The 15724-nt window shown below is 46.4% G+C and carries 19 protein-coding genes; 2 read left to right on the top strand and 17 right to left on the bottom strand.

The window, feature by feature from the left end; translation table 11 throughout:
• Nucleotides 1-5: 5 nt before the first annotated feature.
• The 12 genes from atpH to mioC all read right to left on the bottom strand — a co-directional run bounded on the left by atpH (nt 6) and on the right by mioC (nt 9474).
• On the bottom strand, nt 6-539 hold the full coding sequence (gene atpH, locus KJY73_RS09780; RefSeq protein WP_214343417.1) for a F0F1 ATP synthase subunit delta: 534 nt from the start codon (nt 537-539) through the stop codon (nt 6-8).
• Nucleotides 540-553: 14 nt separating this feature from the next.
• Complete coding sequence (gene atpF, locus KJY73_RS09775) at nt 554-1024, bottom strand: F0F1 ATP synthase subunit B (RefSeq protein ID WP_206595781.1); 471 nt, start codon at nt 1022-1024, stop codon at nt 554-556.
• 44 nt (nt 1025-1068) lie between these two features.
• On the bottom strand, nt 1069-1290 hold the full coding sequence (gene atpE / locus KJY73_RS09770) for a F0F1 ATP synthase subunit C (protein ID WP_026376053.1): 222 nt from the start codon (nt 1288-1290) through the stop codon (nt 1069-1071).
• A gap of 74 nt (nt 1291-1364) precedes the next feature.
• On the bottom strand, nt 1365-2198 hold the full coding sequence (atpB, locus tag KJY73_RS09765) for a F0F1 ATP synthase subunit A (RefSeq protein WP_206595782.1): 834 nt from the start codon (nt 2196-2198) through the stop codon (nt 1365-1367).
• 37 nt (nt 2199-2235) lie between these two features.
• Nucleotides 2236-2613, bottom strand: coding sequence for an ATP synthase subunit I (locus tag KJY73_RS22045; protein WP_408611368.1), 378 nt, complete (start codon nt 2611-2613; stop codon nt 2236-2238).
• Nucleotides 2614-2746: 133 nt separating this feature from the next.
• Entirely contained in the window at nt 2747-3622 is an 876-nt protein-coding gene (locus KJY73_RS09755) for a ParB/RepB/Spo0J family partition protein (RefSeq protein ID WP_206595784.1), read from the bottom strand.
• A gap of 48 nt (nt 3623-3670) precedes the next feature.
• Nucleotides 3671-4462 carry a ParA family protein gene (locus KJY73_RS09750; RefSeq protein ID WP_214343415.1) on the bottom strand — a complete coding sequence of 264 codons (792 nt, stop codon included), beginning with the start codon at nt 4460-4462 and terminating at the stop codon, nt 3671-3673.
• Between the two features lie 21 nt (nt 4463-4483).
• Nucleotides 4484-5122: a 16S rRNA (guanine(527)-N(7))-methyltransferase RsmG gene (gene rsmG, locus KJY73_RS09745; RefSeq protein ID WP_408611367.1), complete on the bottom strand. Its 639-nt coding sequence runs from the start codon at nt 5120-5122 to the stop codon at nt 4484-4486.
• Nucleotides 5122-7023: a tRNA uridine-5-carboxymethylaminomethyl(34) synthesis enzyme MnmG gene (gene mnmG / locus KJY73_RS09740; RefSeq protein WP_214343414.1), complete on the bottom strand. Its 1902-nt coding sequence runs from the start codon at nt 7021-7023 to the stop codon at nt 5122-5124. Before mnmG ends, rsmG begins: the two co-directional genes overlap by 1 nt.
• A gap of 542 nt (nt 7024-7565) precedes the next feature.
• Complete coding sequence (locus KJY73_RS09735) at nt 7566-8387, bottom strand: ATP-binding protein (RefSeq protein WP_214343413.1); 822 nt, start codon at nt 8385-8387, stop codon at nt 7566-7568.
• Entirely contained in the window at nt 8368-9012 is a 645-nt protein-coding gene (locus KJY73_RS09730; RefSeq protein ID WP_206595788.1) for a DnaT-like ssDNA-binding domain-containing protein, read from the bottom strand. Before KJY73_RS09730 ends, KJY73_RS09735 begins: the two co-directional genes overlap by 20 nt.
• A 3-nt stretch (nt 9013-9015) precedes the next feature.
• Nucleotides 9016-9474 carry an FMN-binding protein MioC gene (gene mioC, locus KJY73_RS09725; RefSeq protein ID WP_214343412.1) on the bottom strand — a complete coding sequence of 153 codons (459 nt, stop codon included), beginning with the start codon at nt 9472-9474 and terminating at the stop codon, nt 9016-9018.
• Between the two features lie 162 nt (nt 9475-9636).
• Here mioC and KJY73_RS09720 point away from each other — a divergent pair, with 162 nt between their 5' ends.
• Together KJY73_RS09720 and KJY73_RS09715 are read left to right on the top strand one after the other, a co-directional pair.
• Entirely contained in the window at nt 9637-10947 is a 1311-nt protein-coding gene (locus tag KJY73_RS09720) for a PP2C family protein-serine/threonine phosphatase (protein WP_214343410.1), read from the top strand.
• A gap of 23 nt (nt 10948-10970) precedes the next feature.
• Nucleotides 10971-11462, top strand: a complete 492-nt coding sequence (locus KJY73_RS09715; protein ID WP_214343409.1) for an STAS domain-containing protein — start codon at nt 10971-10973, stop codon at nt 11460-11462.
• A gap of 106 nt (nt 11463-11568) precedes the next feature.
• On the opposite strand, the gene mnmE is transcribed toward KJY73_RS09715, so the two are convergent.
• From mnmE to rnpA, 5 genes are all read right to left on the bottom strand, one after another.
• Nucleotides 11569-12933, bottom strand: a complete 1365-nt coding sequence (gene mnmE / locus KJY73_RS09710; protein ID WP_214343408.1) for a tRNA uridine-5-carboxymethylaminomethyl(34) synthesis GTPase MnmE — start codon at nt 12931-12933, stop codon at nt 11569-11571.
• Nucleotides 12934-12938: 5 nt separating this feature from the next.
• On the bottom strand, nt 12939-13421 hold the full coding sequence (locus KJY73_RS09705; protein WP_214343404.1) for a YajQ family cyclic di-GMP-binding protein: 483 nt from the start codon (nt 13419-13421) through the stop codon (nt 12939-12941).
• 84 nt (nt 13422-13505) lie between these two features.
• The gene (gene yidC, locus KJY73_RS09700) at nt 13506-15137 is read right to left on the bottom strand and encodes a membrane protein insertase YidC (protein ID WP_214343402.1); all 1632 of its coding nucleotides are present in this window, start codon (nt 15135-15137) and stop codon (nt 13506-13508) included.
• Between the two features lie 17 nt (nt 15138-15154).
• The gene (gene yidD, locus KJY73_RS09695; RefSeq protein ID WP_206595795.1) at nt 15155-15394 is read right to left on the bottom strand and encodes a membrane protein insertion efficiency factor YidD; all 240 of its coding nucleotides are present in this window, start codon (nt 15392-15394) and stop codon (nt 15155-15157) included.
• Complete coding sequence (gene rnpA / locus KJY73_RS09690) at nt 15349-15717, bottom strand: ribonuclease P protein component (protein WP_206595796.1); 369 nt, start codon at nt 15715-15717, stop codon at nt 15349-15351. Before rnpA ends, yidD begins: the two co-directional genes overlap by 46 nt.
• Nucleotides 15718-15724: the final 7 nt, after the last annotated feature.

Raw genomic sequence — 15724 nt, 5'->3', positions numbered from 1 at the left:
CCCCGTTATGCTTGCAACGCGTCTGCGAGACGGTTCAATTTGCTTCGGACGGAACCATCAATAACAGTGTCACCGGCTTTAATGACCACACCGGCAACCAACGCAGGGTCCACGTTACAATTCAGCTTAACTTTTCGTGCGAGACGTTTTTCAAGAGACGCGCTGAGATCGGCTTGTTGCTTAGCGTTAAGCTCGACAGCAGAAGTGACGTCAACGTCAATTTCTTTGTCGTAGTCAGCCTTGAGCTGATTAAACAAACCCAATACTTCAGGAAGCGTGTTCAAGCGTCTGTTTTCAGCCATCACCTTAATCAGGTTCTGGCCGTGCAGATCGAGTTCGTCACCACAGACCTTGATAAATACTTCAGACAGTCTTTCTGCCGCGGCAGCACTACTGAAAAGATTTTGCATGGCCTCGTTGTCCGCCACGGCAGCTGCAAAGGTCAGCATCTGCTGCCACTTGTCTACTGCCTGGCTCTCGATCGCATAATCGAAAGCAGCTTTGGCATAAGGGCGAGCAATGGTTGTCAATTCAGACATGAGCTCATTACCCCTTATAGTTCAGCGACCAGTTTTTCAACTATGTCACTTTGTGCCGCTGCATCGATTTGACGCGCTAAAATTTTCTCTGCACCAGCAACGGCCAGAGTAGCAACCTGCTGACGCAGTTCTTCTTTGGCACGGTTACGCTCGGCTTCAATTTCGGTATGGCCGGAAGCGATGATTTTGTCACGCTCCTGGTGGGCACGTTCTGTCTCTTGATCGACAATCTGCGCCGCACGCTTTTTGGCCTGCTCGATGATATCAGCCGCTTGTTGCTTGGCTTCTTTCAACTGCTCAGTGGCTTTTTCCTGAGCAATTTGCAAGTCTTTTTCGGCCCGATCAGAAGCAGCTAGCCCATCGGCAATCTTCTTCTGGCGCTCCTCAATGGCAGCCATAATTGGCGGCCACACGTATTTCATACAGAACAGTACGAAAACGGTGAAAGCGATAAGTTGGCCTATTAGAGTGGCGTTAATATTCACGACCGCTCCTCCTCATTAGTTGTTCGCGTTAAAGTGGATAAAACTTAGGCACCAACAGCGAACAACAGGTATAGAGCGATACCAACACCGATCATCGCGATGGCGTCGATCAGACCCGCTACGATGAACATTTTAACTTGCAGTTGAGGAGCCAGCTCAGGCTGACGAGCTGCAGATTCCAGGAACTTGCCACCCAGCAGACCGAAGCCGATAGCAGTACCCAGAGCACCCATACCGATAAGTAGAGCAACAGCGATGTATAACATGTATATCTCCGATTTTTAGTTAAGTAAAAAGTTAAAGGTTTAAGGTTAAATTAGAAAAAAATCTCTAATACGTTTTAGTGATCTTCACACGCTAGGCTCAAATACACGATGGTCAGCATCATGAAAATGAAGGCCTGCAGTGGCAACACCAGAATATGGAATACCGCCCAAACGAAATGCAGGGGCAATTGGAAGAAACCGATAGTGGCGATCAGAATAAAGATCAGCTCACTGGCATACAGGTTACCAAACAAACGCAGTGCCAGAGACAACGGACGCGCCAGCAAGGTAACAACTTCAAGAATCAGGTTCACAGGAATAAATACAGGGTGACCGAAAGGCTGCATACTCAGCTCTTTGGCAAAACCACCAATACCTTTGACCTTGATAGAATAAAACAGGATCAGGGCAAACACGCCTAATGCCAGGGCAAAGGTCATGTTCAGGTCAGTAGTAGGTACGGCTTTCATGTATACATCATGAGGATCCATACCAAAACCGTATTGACCAATCATGCCTGCAATAGATGGCAGTACATCAACCGGCATCAAATCCAGCAGGTTCATCAACAGAACCCACACAAAAATGGTCAGGGCCAGAGGGGCGATTAGCGCACTCTTACCGTGAAAGGTACTTTTAACGTTGTCATCAACGAAATCGACTACCATTTCTACGAAAGCCTGCATTTTGCCAGGCACGCCGGAGGTGGCTTTTTTAGCTACGCTACGGAAAACAAACAAAAACAGCAGGCCCATTGCAATAGACCAACCGAGAGTATCCACATTCCACTGCCAAAAGCCGGCGTCAGCACAGGCTTTATTAAATGCAATACCAGAATCGGTATTACACATTGTGGCATTGGTCAAATGGTGCGTGATGTAATCTTTGGTAGAGATTTCTGATGCCATTAGTTATCCCAACAAGTTTTTTAAAAAATCTTTCATCTCAAGGCTTTATTTTTATTAACACGAGCCATTGAGTCAGCATTGTGGCGGCGAAACTGGCAAACAGCACTGGAGCCTGAACATCAGGCCACTGAAATACCGCCACAAAGATAAAAATCGTCAATATCAGTTTGAATTTAGAGCCCTGACTGAAACTGCGAACCACAAGATCATTCTTACTGGCTCCAGCATATCTAAAGGCAAGGTGGGCAAATACGCTATTGGGAATGATGCAGGTAAACACGCCTGCAATTGCGGACAACCCGCTGTCAGCCCCCCACAACCACCAAGCAGCAAGGGACAAAACCAAGCCAGTCAGGCTCTGGGCGATTAGTACTCTTCTGGCCAGCAACTTGCCGGTCCTGGCCAAATCCGCCACCGCGTTCCCCGCTCAATTCAAACTCAATTCAAAAGCGCCAAAATTATACTGTTTCGCCGTAAATATTCAACAATTACCGGATTATGCCTTGGTCTTATAAGATCGAAGAATAAAGCGTCTTGTAGAATGGCAGCTAGTGAATCTTAGAAAGAATGCCGTCCAACTCATCCAGGCTGGTATAGCTGATGACCAGCTTACCTTTACCTTTGCTGTTATGGTTGATAGAAACGGCGGCACCAAGATTCTCGGCAAGTTGCGTTTCTAGTCGCTTAATATCGGGGTCGGCTTTCTTTTCAGGCTTTGCCGGGGCAGGTTCAAGCAGCTTACGCACCAGCTTCTCGGCATCACGAACAGTCATGCCTTTAGCCACGACTGCACGTGCGGCTTCTACCTGAAGGTCTCCTTCCAGACCGAGTAATGCACGGGCATGACCCATTTCAATATCGCCGTACTCAAGCAACAATTTAACGTCATCATTGAGGTTGTTTAAGCGCAGCAGATTGGTCACGCTGGCGCGGGATTTACCTACAGCATCTGCCACTTCCTGGTGAGTCAGTTCAAATTCGTTGAGCAAACGTTGCAGAGCTTGCGCTTCCTCCATGGCATTGAGGTCTTCACGCTGAATATTTTCAATCAACGCAATAGCCACCGCAGCTTCATCAGGTACATCTTTGATCAAACAGGGAATTTCGGCCAGTTGTGCCATTTGCGAAGCTCGCCAGCGACGTTCACCCGCGATAATTTCGTACTTTTGTTCTGCCACTTTTCGAACAACGATGGGCTGGATAATGCCCTGAGAACGGATGGAAGACGCCAGATCTTCTAGCGCTTCTGGCGACATGTCTTTGCGAGGCTGGTATTTGCCGGGTTGCAAAAACTCAACAGGTAACTTTTGCAATTCACCACTTTTTTCGAGCTGTTCCAGGTCCTGTTCCTGTTTGACATGCTGGTTACTGGTAGCCAGTAACGCATCAAGGCCTCGGCCTAGTCCTCGTTTCTTGCTCGACATGGGATCCTCAAAAGTTCTTGTTTTACTGTGTCGGCGAATTCTAACGGATTAACCCGCTTTGGCTACAGTGGATTCTCTGTCACGTCGCCGTAAAATTTCGCCAGCCAATGCCAGATAGGCCTTAGCACCAGCAGAAGATTTTTCATAATACATGGCTGGCGTTCCAAAACTAGGCGCCTCAGCCAAACGCACATTGCGGGGAATAACCGTACGGTAAACCTGTTCGCCAAAGTGGCGTTTTAGCTGCTCGGATACATCATTAGCCAGACGGTTACGAGGATCATACATAGTGCGCAGCACCCCCTCGATTTTAAGCTCGGGGTTAACCACAGAGGCCAATTTACGAATAGTATCCATCAGCGCTGTCAGCCCCTCCAACGCATAATATTCGCACTGCATAGGCACTAAAACCGAATCTGCCGCCGCCATGGCATTGACCGTAAGTTGGTTAAGCGAAGGGGGGCAATCGATGAAAATATAATCGTAATAGTCGCGAACCGGCTTGAGGGCATTGCGCAATCTGACTTCGCGGGCAAATTGCTCCATCAGCTTGATTTCAGCCGCAGTGACATCACCATTGGCAGCGATCAGGTGATATTTACCGGACGTTTCTTTGATAATGACGTCGTCAATTGGTTTTTCTTCAATTAACAACTCATAGCAAGTCGCGTCTACATCAAACTTATCGACGCCACTGCCCATAGTCGCATTTCCCTGCGGATCAAGATCAATCAGTAAAACCTTGCGCCGGGTTGCCGCCATGGATGCGGCAACATTCACCGCAGTGGTCGTTTTGCCTACACCGCCCTTTTGATTTGCAATGGCAATAACCTTACCCAAGACAGTCTTCCCCACGTTCAGTTAGATTTTCTGGATCTTGACCAGATGGCGTTGCGCATCCAGACCCGGTACTTCCAGCTTGACGACCTCGCAGACCTTGAAGTTCGCGGGAATTTCGTCCAATTCTTCGGCTGGAAATTGGCCCTTGAGGGCTAAAAAAGTCCCTTGAGAATCTACCAGATGCTGGCACCAGTGCAACATATCTTTTATGGATGCAAACGCACGGCTTAGAACGCCATCATAAGGTACATGCTGATGAAACTCTTCCACACGACTCTGCACCGCCTGAACATTGGTTAAACCAAGCTCATGAACAACTTGTTTAATAAAACGTATCCGTTTGCCCAGACTGTCTAACAGCACAAACTGGGTATCAGGCAGCATGATGGCCAGAGGAATCCCAGGTAAACCAGGCCCAGTTCCTACGTCGATATAGTGCTTACCAGTGATTTGCGGCGCAACAACCACGGAGTCAAGAATATGCTTAATCAGCATTTCCTTAGGGTCGCGTACTGAGGTGAGGTTGTAGGCTTTGTTCCACTTATCCATCAACTGTACAAAACCCACAAGCTTCTCAGTCTTTGATTGCTCTACAGACAAGTCCATTTTGACCAGATAGGTATTCAAACTGGCCAGCAATTCACTATCAATTTTCATCATCAAACTGATTCTTTATCCAATTTTTTTAGCAAACCCTGCTTTTTGAGGTGTACAAGCAGCAATGAGATAGCAGCAGGTGTGATCCCGGAGATCCTGGATGCTTTACCAACAGTTTCAGGGCGAGCCGATTTGAGCTTGGCCACCACTTCGTTGGACAAACCAGAAATGCCGGCATAATCCAGATCAATAGGCAGTAAGGTATTCTCATTGCGTTGGGTCCGCTCGATTTCATCTTTCTGCCGCTCGATGTAACCGGCGTACTTGATCTGAATCTCAACTTGCTCAGCAGCTTGAGGATCATTCAGGCCAGGGCCAAGATCGCTGATTTGCATCAAGTCGGCATAAGTAACTTCAGGTCGACGAACCAACTCTTCTAGTGAATGCTCGCGAGAAATCGGATTTTTCAACTTCAGATTCAACTCAGGAACTGCTGCATGTCCAGGATGGATCCATTGACTACGCAAGCGCTGTCTTTCAACCTCAATGGCTTCCAGTTTAGCGTTAAAAGCAGACCAGCGAATATCATCCACCAGCCCTAATTCGCGACCTTTAGCGGTTAAGCGCAAATCTGCGTTATCTTCGCGCAGTAGCAAACGATATTCTGCGCGACTGGTAAACATACGATAAGGTTCCTGCGTGCCCATAGTTGCCAGATCGTCGATCAACACACCAACATAAGCCTCATCACGACGAGGTGTCCAGCTGGCTTTACCTTGAACCTGTAGTGCAGCATTCATACCTGCGATGAGCCCCTGGGCGCCGGCTTCTTCATAGCCAGTGGTACCGTTAATTTGTCCGGCAAAGAACAACCCATTAATGTACTTAGTTTCCAAAGATTGCTTGAGATCCCTGGGATCAAAAAAGTCATACTCGATGGCGTAACCTGGGCGAACAATATGAGCATTCTCAAATCCCTTGATGGAGCGCACTAATTGCCACTGAACATCAAAAGGCAAACTAGTGGAAATCCCATTCGGGTATATTTCAATGCTATTTAACCCCTCAGGTTCAACAAAGATCTGATGTGAGGTTTTATCCGCGAAACGTACGATCTTATCTTCAATAGAAGGGCAATATCTTGGCCCAATTCCTTCAATAACCCCAGCATACATCGGTGATTGATGCAGATTATTGCGGATAATTTCGTGCGTTTTCTCATTAGTATGGGTGATATAACAAGGGATCTGTCTGGGGTGATCCTGGATCTTACCCAAATAAGAAAATACCGGTAAAGGATCATCTCCAGGTTGTTCCTGCATTGCTGAAAAATCCAGTGTTCTAGCGTCTAAACGCGCCGGTGTACCGGTTTTCAGTCGCCCGACTCTGAATGGCAGTGCTCGCAATCTTTGCGCCAGAGCATTGGATGGCGGATCCCCAGCTCTGCCTCCCTGATAATTCTGCAGACCAATGTGGATAATACCACCTAAGAATGTGCCAACAGTAAGAACAACAGCACTTGCCTGAAATTTTAATCCCATCTGGGTAACCACACCGGTCACCCGATCGTTTTCAACGATTAGATCTTCGCAAGATTGTTGAAACAAGGTCAGGTTAGGCTGCTGTTCAAGAATGTTGCGAATGGCTGCCTTGTACAGGCTACGGTCAGCTTGTGCGCGGGTCGCGCGCACTGCAGGGCCCTTGCTTGAATTCAGAGTTCTGAATTGGATCCCACCCAGATCCGCGGCAAGCGCCATAGCCCCCCCTAGGGCATCTATCTCTTTGACCAGATGGCCTTTACCTATTCCACCAATAGCAGGATTACAGGACATTTGCCCGAGTGTATCGATGTTATGTGTCAGCAACAGGGTTTTCATACCCATTCTGGATGATGCTAATGCCGCTTCTGTGCCTGCATGACCGCCGCCAATGACAATCACATCAAACTTTTCTGTGTAAAACATCTTTCACTCTGACCTGCCAAAAATTGGGGCGCATATTCTATAGATTTTCCGGGCTAAACGGAACGATTAAAATTCGAGCAGGCGATCTATGCGATCCACCGATCCGGATAAGAAAAGAAAGGATCTATTCTGATCTCTTTATTTATATTTATTATATTTAAGCAGCCATGATCCTCTGGATAAGCCATTTTAATTATTATCAATCAATAACATAGGTAACGATCTTAGGTGTGAGTAATCGTTGATCTATTGGGTATAAGCTGGGATCAAAACGCGATCTTATCCACAGTCGATTTTCTTGTCTAAGTTATTCTTGCATTGATCAAAGGTTGATCACAGCAAACCTATGGATCTTATCCACAATTCCTTTATTCCTGTGGCTTCGCTGTGAATAAACTATGAGTTGATCCTGAGTAAGATCCTAAGATCTGAGTGGCGATAAGGGAGATCAGCGATCAGGAAGGTGCGGCGAGATCTGGGGATAATGATCTGAAAATGGTGGCGGCGCTGACGGCGATATTTTTTGCCGTCAGCAGAAATAGTTATCTAACTTGGTTAGGAACATAACCTGAGGTGGTTTTTTTACTGGGAGATGCAAAATCGTCTGTGACCGTTTTACGTCGGCTGGGACCACTGAATCGAACTTTATAGGTGTCGTATTCCTTGATTGATTCAAAGCAATAAGGCCCCAGAGCCTGTTCCAGCCCAGTGAGATCATGATTAGTTATTAGAATACAGTTTTTATTCTGGCTATGACGCTGGCGCAGTAAGGTGCCTAACCAGCTTTGTGTGCTCTTCTTTAGTACGGTTTCGTTTACGCAGACTTCGTCTAGGATCAATAGATCCACAGACATAAGCTCCTGGGTGATCTCACGAAACTTCTGTCCTATGTCATCCTTGGCTGAATAATCATAGGAAAAGTACCGCATTTCCAGCAAGCTGGTAAGTTGACGATACAAAACGGATATTTCATAGCGATCTATAAGCTCATGCGCTATTGCGCCGGCAATATGCGATTTTCCTCGACCATAGTCACCATAGAACACCATCATATGTGAGCCACTGGCTCGCCAGCTGGGGTCACTATGGGCGGCTATAAAAGACTGTGCAATGCTCACCGCTTCTGTGACGTCCGGACTGTCCTGAATGAGGTTGTCAAATGTCCACTTCGGATTTAAGTCAGAACGGCCGTGAATTTGCTCTATGCGCTTCCGCTTGGCATCTAGTTGCTGCTGACGTACTTCGTTGTTAGCTTGTTGTTCGTACTCTTTGCGAAGCTGCGCATAGTCTTTTACCTGCTCTACCGGTTTGGTCTTCCCCAAGGTCCGGCCGAGTTGTTCGATTTTATCCTTTAGGCTTTGCACTGTATTTCTCCACCAGTTTCTTGGCGTTTTCATCTGCTGCTACTCCGGGTGTAGCAGAAACAAATTGTTGCCCGATTTTATGTCTGCTACCCGGTGTCAGACGAGACTTTTTCAATTGTAGAACGAATCGCTGCGTCCACTGAAATTGGGTCAGGCTAATTTCCGGACGACTTAACCAATATGCGATGAACTCGCCGACGTCTTCATCAGAATATTGGTTATCCAACAAACCTACCAACTGACTTAATTCATCAAATAATCTCTGGTTTGGGCGCCAGTCAACAGACATACACTGCCAATGCAGATGTAAGGTTTGGTATTGGGTCTGTGATGCTACAACCAAAGGAAGTAATAATTGCTGGCCATTTAAGCTGCGACTGCTAATACATTCATCGCGGCTGTCTACTAAACCAGCGTCAGCAAGTTCTCGTAATAACTGATTGATATGTCTGCCTAGACTCAGCAACGGCTGTTTACTGTTAAGCAGAGCTAGTAGCTTACGGTAGTTCAGGGGCTTGGTTAAGCCAGTTGTATTATCAGCGTCTGGTCGCAAGCCCAAGCAATAAAGTACTCTGGCTTCATTGCTCAGAGCCCCATTCAGCGCAATCAATTCGGACTGATTCAATTGTTACCTCTGCAACCGGGATTTTATTGCGTCGCGAACTAAGTCGGATTCAAACCAGGCTACAACTTCATCTTCAGGAACGGGGTGTTGTAACACATCAATCAGTATGGGCTCAGCCAGTAGCGTGGCACCTGCGTTATTTAACAGTGTCTGCATCTGCTTGGCGCCTTCACAGAAAGTATCGTAGCTACTGTCCCCCAGTCCGACCAAAAGATAGGTAAGCTGAGGTAATTGCTGTTCTTCAAGCTGTTTGGAAAAAGGTTTTATATTGTCTGGTAATTCACCCGCACCATGGGTTGATGTGCAGACAAGCCATAGGGCTGAATTGTCTAAATCAGCCAGATCTGGCTTTAGATGCAGTTGGTTGGGAATTTCCATTTCCTGCAATTTTTCGACTAGTGCATCGGCAACATACTCAGTTGCACCCAACATTGAACCGACCAGTATTTCTATTTTTTGCATTACAAAATGTGCTGATAACCGGAATGCCGGCATTATATCAAGTTGTCGACAAATTAGCCTTGATTGCTTTTATGCCTGACGGCCGTTGACTATGTTTATAGCTATAGTGAAATGATCAGCGTAGTTTTAACAGACAAGTGCTTTGTGAGATCAGAGTTGCCAATGAGCCAAGCCACTTATATTGAGGAAGCGTTGCTGTTCAGCAACGAAGATGAGGAGTTACAAAATTGTCGCGATAGCAATCAACCCTGGAAGGTGCTGATTGTTGATGATGATGAAGAAGTACACATACTGACGCGTTTGGTATTGCGTGACTTAGTCTTTGAGCGGCGGCCACTGTTGTTGTTAAGTGCTAAAAGCGCGGCAGAGGCACGTAAGGTGCTAGCCGATGAGCAGGATATTGCACTGGTGTTGCTGGATGTAGTGATGGAGTCTGATGATGCAGGCTTACAGTTAGTTAAGTTTATAAGGGGGGAGCTTGGGAATGATGAAGTGCGCATTATTTTGCGCACCGGGCAACCTGGCCACGCACCAGAGCAGGAAATTATCCTCCAGTATGATATTAACGATTACAAAGGTAAGACTGAGCTAACCGTTCAGAAGCTTTTTACAGCGGTAATTGCTTCTCTTCGTACTTATATGTACATCGAAAAAGTCACGCAGTTAAATCAACATTTAGAACAAAAAGTGCAGGATCGTACCCAGGAGCTCGAAAAAGCCAACACCCGTTTACAACAATCCCTGAAACTTTTGGAAGATGGAGAAAAGGCGGGCAAACAGGTCCAGTTCAAGCTACTACCGGAAAAGGAACTTTCTTTAACTTCATTGAAGTTCTCCCATTTTTTAATGCCTTCAGAAATTATGAGTGGTGATTTCGTCGATTACTTTTCTATCGATGACCGTTATATCGGGTTTTATTTGGCGGATGTGGCTGGCCACGGGGTGTCGTCTGCTTTTATTACTATTTACCTAAAGCGCTTTATTACCACTCTGCAGGAACAATATCGTTTCAATAAGCACACTGCGCTTATCGATCCCGCCTCTGTATTGTCTATGTTGAATCAAGCATTAATCTCCGATGATTTGGGTAAGCATATTGCGATTTTTTATGCTGTGGTTGATTTACAGTCCAATCAATTGAGCTACGCGAATGCTGGGATCTTTCCCTGGCCGGTATTGATTCAAAATGGGCAATCCAGCTTTATAGAGACTAAAGGCACGCCGGTAGGATTGTTTGATTTTACGCAATATCAAACGAGTCAATGCCATCTGGCTGATGAATTCAGGCTGTTTGTTTGTTCCGACGGCATACTCGACATCATGCAAGACAGCAATCTGGAAGATAAAATGAGTAAATTACTTGGTTGTCTGAAGCTTATACCTAAAACTCAGAATGTCTTGGCTGAACAGTTTAAAATTACAGATTCGACCAGTTTGTCAGATGATTTGACAGTGTTGAGCGTACTTCGCTAAGCGAAACTTGATTCGGAGGTATTATGAGAGACGAACAGGTTTATTTTGCCAATCATGCGGGTTTATGTGTGTTTAAGTTTGTCGGAGAACTAAGGCATACCTCGGTGGAGGGAATGGACGGATTTATCCGTCATTTATTTGAACAGCAACACGCATGCTCTCGGGTTTCTGTTGATTTAACTGAGACCGAATATATGGACAGCACCTGCTTGGGGTTGCTTGCTATGCTGGCCAGACTCAGCTTGAGTAACAGCAAAGGAAAGCCAAACTTGTTCTGTACCAATGCCAATATGTTATTGCTGCTAAAGAGCATGTGTTTGGATCAGGTTTTTCATTTCGTCGAAGAACGCATCGAAGATATTCAGATGGATGAGTTAATTACGGAATCAACAGCTGATGCGCAGGCCGAGCTTATTTATCAAGCGCACAAAGAACTTAGTGCACTTAGTGAAGACAATAGAAAGTTATTCCAACCGGTTGTAGAGCTAATGGAGAAGGAGCGGCAAGGCAATTAAATATTGGCCTTGCCAAAAATAGGTCGCGTTGGATTATTAACAACTTTGTATCTGCATAACCAGCACGTTAAAACCTATTATGTTGGTCAATAGTATGGACTAGTTGTTATTTACCGATACAGAAAGAGCTGAATATTCTTCCCAATAGATCGTCAGAGCTAAATTCACCTGTGATTTCGTTCAGGTATTGCTGCACTAAACGAAGTTCTTCTGCCAGTATTTCTCCGGCAATACTGCTGACCAGCTGCTCGTAGCCTATATCTAAGTGTTCTGCCGCCTTTTCCAGTGCATCCAAATGGCGTCTTCTGGCAATAAATTGCCCTTCGGTGCTAGCATCAAATCCCATACAGTCTTTTAGATGTTGAGCTAAAAGATCTATACCTTTGGCCTGGCTGGCACTCAGACGAATCAAAGTGTTTCCCTGTATCTCTGCTTTTTCAACAGGTTCACCGGATAAATCGACCTTATTGCGGATTAAGGTGACTTTTGTGCCGCTTGGGAGTCTTTCTATAAATTCGGGCCAGATTGCCTTAGGATCGATTTCGCTGGTTTCGCAGCTGTCGACCATCATTAACACCCTGTCAGCTTGGGCAATTTCCTGCCAGGCACGCTGAATGCCTATTTGTTCGACCTTATCATCGCTATCTCGCAAACCTGCGGTATCGATAATATGCAGGGGCATACCATCAATATGTATGTGCTCTTTCAAAACGTCACGGGTGGTGCCAGCAATGTCGGTAACAATAGCGGCTTCTCGGCCGGCTAAGGCATTCAGCAGGCTGGATTTTCCGGCATTGGGGCGACCAGCTATAACGACGCGCATTCCTTCGCGCAGGATACTTCCCTGGCGAGCTTGTGTGCGTATTGCTGATAGCTGTTGGATGATGTCTTGCAGGTCATTTTGAACTTTGCCGTCGGAGAGAAAGTCGACTTCTTCATCCGGAAAGTCGATAGCCGCTTCAACATAGATTCGTAGATGAATAACCTGTTCAACCAAGTGGTGCACTTGTTTAGAAAATTCACCCTGCAGGGAGCGAACAGCAGAGCGGGCGGCCTGTTCAGAGCTGGCATCAATCAGATCTGCGATGGCCTCGGCCTGAGCCAGGTCCATCTTATCATTCAGAAAAGCGCGTTCACTGAATTCGCCTGGACGCGCTATCCGCAGGCCATCAACGGCAAGAATGTGACGAATCAACATGTCCATAACAACCTGACCACCGTGTCCCTGGAGTTCCAGTACATCTTCGCCGGTAAAGGAATTAGGTGCCTTGAAGAACAACGCTATGCCCTGATCGAGAGGCTTTCCTTGTTCATCATGAAAAGGCAGGTATTCCGCAACACGAGGAGCAGGGACTTTACCCAGTATACGCTTGGCAACCTGCTGGGCTTGCTGGCCTGATACTCGGATGATACCCACACTTCCTCGCCCTGGGGCGGTAGCCTGAGCAACAATGGTCGGTTGTCTGGTCATTACGCTTAATCGCGGAAATTGGTGAACTGGAAGGGCTGCCCAAGGTCGGCAGATTTGACCAATGCAATGGCTTCTTGCAGGTCATCTCTTTTCTTGCCGGTAACGCGCACTTGATCACCCTGAATAGAGCTTTGCACCTTCACCTTGCTTTCCTTGATCAGTTTGCTGATCTTTTTCGCCATGTCTTGTTCAATTCCTTGGCGAAACACCAATATTTGCTTATGGGTTTTACCACTGCGCTCGATACCTTTTTGCTCAATGCTTGCGGTACTTACTCCACGCTTGGCGCATTTAGAGCGCAAAATTTCCTGCATTTGTTGAAGCTGGAATTCTGCCTCTGCAATCAGCGTAACCTGATTATCTTTTTGTTCAAAACTAGCTTCTATTCCACGAAAATCAAAACGGGTATCCAGTTCGCGGATGGCGTTATCTACGGCATTTTTCACTTCAACCAGATCAATTTCAGAGACGATGTCAAAAGATGGCATGTCGGTTCCTCTAGGGTGATGAATAGGGGTATTTTACCCAACAGCTAAAGAAAAGGCCCGTATAACGGGCCTCTGAATTTGCTTTTAGTGGGATTTGATACCGCGTTTTTCCATGGATGCGTAGATCATCTTAGCCTGAACTAGAGTGATTACGTTACTAATCAACCAGTACAGTACCAGACCCGCCGGGAACCACAGGAAGAACACGCTCATCATGACTGGCATCCACTGCATGATTTTCTGCTGCATCGGATCCTGGATGGTCATAGGCTGCAGTTTCTGTAACAAGTACATACTGGCACCGGTTAGCACTGGTAGCACAAAGTAAGGGTCTTTAACCGACAAGTCGGTAATCCACAGGAAGAAGTCTGCATGGCGTAGTTCAACACTTTCCAGGAATACCCAGTAAAGAGCGAGGAATATAGGCATTTGCAGCAGCAGAGGGAAACAGCCCCCCATAGGGTTCACTTTTTCCTTCTTGTACATTTCCATCATGGCCTGAGACATCTTCTGACGGTCTTCGCCATAGCGTTCTTTGAGTGCCTGCATTTTGGGTTGCAAAGCACGCAGTTTAGCCATGGATTCGTACTGAGCTTTAGTCAGCGGATACATGGCGCCTTTAACAATAATAGTGATGATAATTATGGCCAGGCCCCAGTTACCCACCAAGCCGTGGATTAATTGCAGTAACCAGAACAAGGGTTGTGAAAGCCACCATAGAATGCCGTAATCTACAGTTAAATCTAAACCTCTTGCGAGTTGTACCAGATCGTCCTGATCTTTAGGACCTGCATAAAAGGTGCTGCTTAGCTTAAGCGTTTCACCTGGCGCAAGGGTTTTCAGGCTGCCTTTAAAACCAATGCTGGCGAATTCATTGTTCAAAATACGGCTGTAAAGCGTATTCTGTTCTTCTTGCGGTGGGACCCAGGCTGAAACAAAGTAATGCTGAAGCATGGCAACCCAGCCGCCTTGGGTATTTTCATTTAATTTTTCGTCTTCAATATCGTCAAAAGCATGCTTCTGGTAGCGCTCTTCTGCTGTTGAATAGGCGGCGCCACGGTAGGTAGGCATAAACATGCTGCCTTCCGGACCTGCTAATGACTGCTTTAATTGTGCATATTGTTGCACATGAATAGGTGCTGCGGAGTTGTTCTGAATACTGTATTCGACCTTAATGTCATGCTTGCCTTTCTTGAAGGTAAAGGCTTTGGTAATCATTACACCATTGGCGTTTTGATAGGTAAGAGGAACTATTAAAGTGTCTTCGGTCAGATGATACTCGGTGGCCTGAACCGTATAAACTGGGCGCCCCTGAGCTGAGGAATCTGGGCCATCAGGACCAATCAGCCCACTTTGCGCGATATATTGATGGCCTGGCTCTGATGTCAGTAGCGTAAAGCTCTCAGTGGAGCCTTGAGTGACAGGGAAGTCAGCGAGCTTAGCTGACACTATGTCACCACCCTGAGTGTTTATTTGCACATCCAGGCTATCAGTTACCACGTGGATCAATTTACCCTGGGTTTCGGCCAATGCTGCCGGATGCTGGCTATCAGCAACAGGAACATCATCCGACACAGGACTACTTATGTTAGCGGTACTGCCTGCAACTTCGGCTGTTTGAACAGGCGGTTGGCCATAATCCAATTGCCATTGTTGCCACAATAAAAAGCTGACCAAGGCCAGGCCAATGAGAAGAAAGCTTCTTTGGGATTCCATAACTGACTACTTTTATCTTATGTTTTCGGCGGGACGGGATCGTCTCCCCCCGGATGTAAAGGGTGGCATTTTAATATGCGTTTGATGCTTAACCAACAACCAATCACAACACCATGGCTTTTTATTGCTCCAACAGCATATTCTGAGCAGGTCGGATTGAATCTGCATCTCGGCCCCAAAAGCGGAGAAATCCACCTCTGGTAAAGTCGAATTAGCCAGATACTGGCTGATTGCAACGCTGTTTGAGCTTTTTCCATAACCTACTCAAGAGTTCATACAACTGTTGATTGGTCAATTGATCCAACCCGGATTTGCCGACTAACACTATATCAGCACTGGGCAGATCATGTTGGTTTAGTCGAAAACTTTCTCGAATAACGCGCTTCAGGCGATTCCGGTCATGAGCTTTTTTTACTCTTTTTTTAGCGAGAGTAATACCAAGTCGGGGATGATGTAAGCCGTTGGGTCTGGCGAGTGCAGTTAATTGCGGAGATACAGCAGGAATTGCTTGTTGGAATACATTCTCGAAATGGGTGGGAGTAAGTAACCTTAGCTCCCGAGAAAATTTATTTTCACCCACTTCGATA

Origin of the sequence: Bowmanella yangjiangensis (assembly GCF_018531185.1) — a bacterium.
Lineage (GTDB): Bacteria > Pseudomonadota > Gammaproteobacteria > Enterobacterales > Alteromonadaceae > Bowmanella > Bowmanella yangjiangensis.
The sequence above is the reverse complement of the archived record's forward strand: the minus strand, read 5'-3'. Positions and strand labels throughout refer to the sequence as shown.

What these genes read in the sequence shown, in the direction of transcription:
- atpH (WP_214343417.1), bottom strand. Translation starts at nt 539, where the DNA reads ATGTCTGAATTGACAACCATTGCTCGCCCTTATGCCAAAGCTGCTTTC.
- atpE (WP_026376053.1), bottom strand. Translation starts at nt 1,290, where the DNA reads ATGTTATACATCGCTGTTGCTCTACTTATCGGTATGGGTGCTCTGGGT.
- atpB (WP_206595782.1), bottom strand. Translation starts at nt 2,198, where the DNA reads ATGGCATCAGAAATCTCTACCAAAGATTACATCACGCACCATTTGACC.
- KJY73_RS09755 (WP_206595784.1), bottom strand. Translation starts at nt 3,622, where the DNA reads ATGTCGAGCAAGAAACGAGGACTAGGCCGAGGCCTTGATGCGTTACTG.
- rsmG (WP_408611367.1), bottom strand. Translation starts at nt 5,122, where the DNA reads ATGATGAAAATTGATAGTGAATTGCTGGCCAGTTTGAATACCTATCTG.
- mnmG (WP_214343414.1), bottom strand. Translation starts at nt 7,023, where the DNA reads ATGTTTTACACAGAAAAGTTTGATGTGATTGTCATTGGCGGCGGTCAT.
- mioC (WP_214343412.1), bottom strand. Translation starts at nt 9,474, where the DNA reads ATGCAAAAAATAGAAATACTGGTCGGTTCAATGTTGGGTGCAACTGAG.
- KJY73_RS09720 (WP_214343410.1), top strand. Translation starts at nt 9,637, where the DNA reads ATGAGCCAAGCCACTTATATTGAGGAAGCGTTGCTGTTCAGCAACGAA.
- KJY73_RS09715 (WP_214343409.1), top strand. Translation starts at nt 10,971, where the DNA reads ATGAGAGACGAACAGGTTTATTTTGCCAATCATGCGGGTTTATGTGTG.
- mnmE (WP_214343408.1), bottom strand. Translation starts at nt 12,933, where the DNA reads ATGACCAGACAACCGACCATTGTTGCTCAGGCTACCGCCCCAGGGCGA.
- KJY73_RS09705 (WP_214343404.1), bottom strand. Translation starts at nt 13,421, where the DNA reads ATGCCATCTTTTGACATCGTCTCTGAAATTGATCTGGTTGAAGTGAAA.
- yidC (WP_214343402.1), bottom strand. Translation starts at nt 15,137, where the DNA reads ATGGAATCCCAAAGAAGCTTTCTTCTCATTGGCCTGGCCTTGGTCAGC.
- yidD (WP_206595795.1), bottom strand. Translation starts at nt 15,394, where the DNA reads ATGGAAAAAGCTCAAACAGCGTTGCAATCAGCCAGTATCTGGCTAATT.